The 2486-nt window shown below is 61.7% G+C and carries 2 protein-coding genes; both read left to right on the forward strand.

Features of this window, described 5'->3' with window-relative positions; all coding sequences use genetic code 11:
• Positions 1-1520 (forward strand): GH39 family glycosyl hydrolase (locus AC1DP3_RS18130; RefSeq protein ID WP_477295738.1); only part of this gene is annotated, 1520 nt, incomplete at its 5' end.
• Between the two features lie 17 nt (positions 1521-1537).
• Positions 1538-2486: glycoside hydrolase family 3 protein (locus AC1DP3_RS18135; RefSeq protein ID WP_477295740.1), on the forward strand; the 949-nt coding region annotated here is incomplete at its 3' end.

Consider the following 2486-nt stretch of genomic DNA (forward strand, 5'->3'; position numbering starts at 1 on the left):
ATGCTGGACGCGACCTCACCGCACCCGGCCGCGAAGGCCCCGAAGCGAAAGCTGGGCCAGATGACGGAGGTCATGCGGAAAACCATCGGGTCATTCATATTGACGCTGCCGACCTCGGCGAGTGGAAGGTTCGCGACGGTGTGGGGGGAATCCCGTGCTCGCTGCCCGATCACCCCGGCTATCCGGACGTCACCTCGTCGTGGAGTGACGCGGGTGTGACCTTAGTGCGATCGTACGACTGGGTCTCTCGCCTTGACACGCGGAACAACCCCGCGAGCCTCTTCCCCGACTGGGATGCCAATCCGGAAGACCCAGCGAGCTACAACTTCACAGCCACCGACCAGTGGGTGGAAGCGGTGCACTCCATCGGAGCGGAGGTGCTGTTCACCTTCGCCAGCGCGATCCCAACCAACAAGCTTCCTGCGATCGACATCTCCACGTACGGTGTCGTCGTCGAGCACATCGTCCGCCACTACGCTCAGCGCTGGGCGGATGGTCCGGCCAAGCCGATACGCATGTTCGAGTTCGGTGATCAGCCCGACTTCGGATTGCTTCACTTCAACGGCCCTGCCAGCGCATTTTTCGACATGTACGAGGCCTTCTGCCAGGCGGTGAAACGCGTCGACGACTCTTTGATCGTCGGTGGCCCGTCGCTGGCGTTCTCCCTCAATGCGGGAGCCGACTACCGAGAAGGCTTCCTTGCCTACGTGCGGGAACGAAAGTTGCCGCTCGATTTCTTCTCCTTCCTGTGGTTTACGGATGCGAGCCGCGACCCTATGGACTTCGCGTTCGTCGCCCAGGAATTACGCACCCTCTTGGATGCTTATGGGTTTTCTGGCACCAAGCTCATGCTGTCCTATTGGAACTACCTCGGAGTCCCCAGCAACCGCGCCCCGTCGAAGGAGAAAGCCGCTTTCCACGCGGCATCCGCCATCTATCTGCAAGACACCGCCCTGGACTACGCCATCTTCTTCCGGGCGGACAGCGGAATCGATCCGCACTACGGATTCGTCGACCCGGCTGCCATCTACAGTCAGGATGGGTCTCCGGACGAGCAAGGAATTGCCTTCTCCTTCATAGGACAAGCCATGTCTGGTCAGCGACTCGCTGTGACTGGGGGGGACCACGCTGGCTTTGCCTGCCTCGCGAGCCGTGACAGTGACCGCGCACGCATCCTCATCGCCAACTTCGYCGCGCCGGAGTCAGCTCTTGCCAAGCGAGAGAGCGATGAGTTCCGGTTCCGGATCCCGATCGGCCAAGAGCGGATCGAGCTCGGATTTCGCCTTCCCCCACAACGTGCAGCACTGGCATCCGCCTCTGTTCAATCAGCGCACATCACGATCACGAACCTGCCGTGGCCGGGGCAGCCCGTAACAGTCAGCCAGCAGTCCCTCAGCGGGGAGCTMGCTGCAGCACGTCTTCAGCGGGTATCTGATGCGGGCACCGTCGAACTTGACATCAATTTTGAGCCGCAAGCAGTGGTGCTTGTAGAGCTCTCTCAGCTTCCAACACGCGATTGACGCAGAGGACACCTCCGATGATGACCGCTCGCACTGTTGAACGACTCCTTAGCGACATGACCTGGCGCGAGAAACTCGAACAGCTGCAAATCCAGTTCCGGGTGCAGTTTGATGATGCTTCAGCATTGGCTCGGGGAGGAATCGGTGCCCTTTTCTGGCCGAGGTCCGCAGCGAAAGCCAACGAACTGCAGCGCGTCGCGATAGAGGAAAGCCGACTTGGCATTCCGCTTCTGATCGGCCTGGACATCGTGCACGGCCAGTTCACGATCTTCCCTACGCCACTCGCTCAAGCGGCGAGTTTTGACCCGGGCGTGGCTGTCAGCGACGCTCGGATCTCCGCCACGGAAGCGCGCAGCAACGGAGTGAACTGGACGTTCTCTCCTATGGTCGACACCTCCCGTGACCCCCGTTGGGGTCGCGTCGTAGAGGGCTTCGGGGAGGACTCGTTCCTGACCTCGGTTTTTGGCGGCGCGAAAGTACGCGGCTATCAAGGTGAAGACCTAACGCGATCAGACGCTATCGCCGCCTGCCTGAAGCATTTTGTTGCCTACGGTGCTGCCGAGGCTGGACGCGACTACAACACCACCGATGTCTCGCGCCGTCGCCTGCGTGAAACATACCTCCCTCCATTCCGGGCTGGAGTCCACGCCGGAGCCGCCACTGTCATGGCTTCGTTCAACTCCTTGAACGGCACACCGATGCACGCCCACCGGGGCCTTCTCACCGACCTCCTCAAGCAGGAATGGGGATTCGAGGGGGTCGTCGTGGGCGACGCGGAGGGGGTATCCCAACTCGTCCAGCACGGTTTCGCGGCCGACGAACGCGCTGCGGCCACGGCAGCGCTACAGGCGGGACTTGACGTCGTTATGGGAGACACTCTCTTCACCCCCGAAGGCCAACCGCGGCTCGACCCCGACGACATAGACGTCGACAGGCTCGATGAGGCGGTGCTCCGCGTGCTTCGAC

Source organism: Microbacterium sp. P5_B6 (assembly GCF_056400345.1).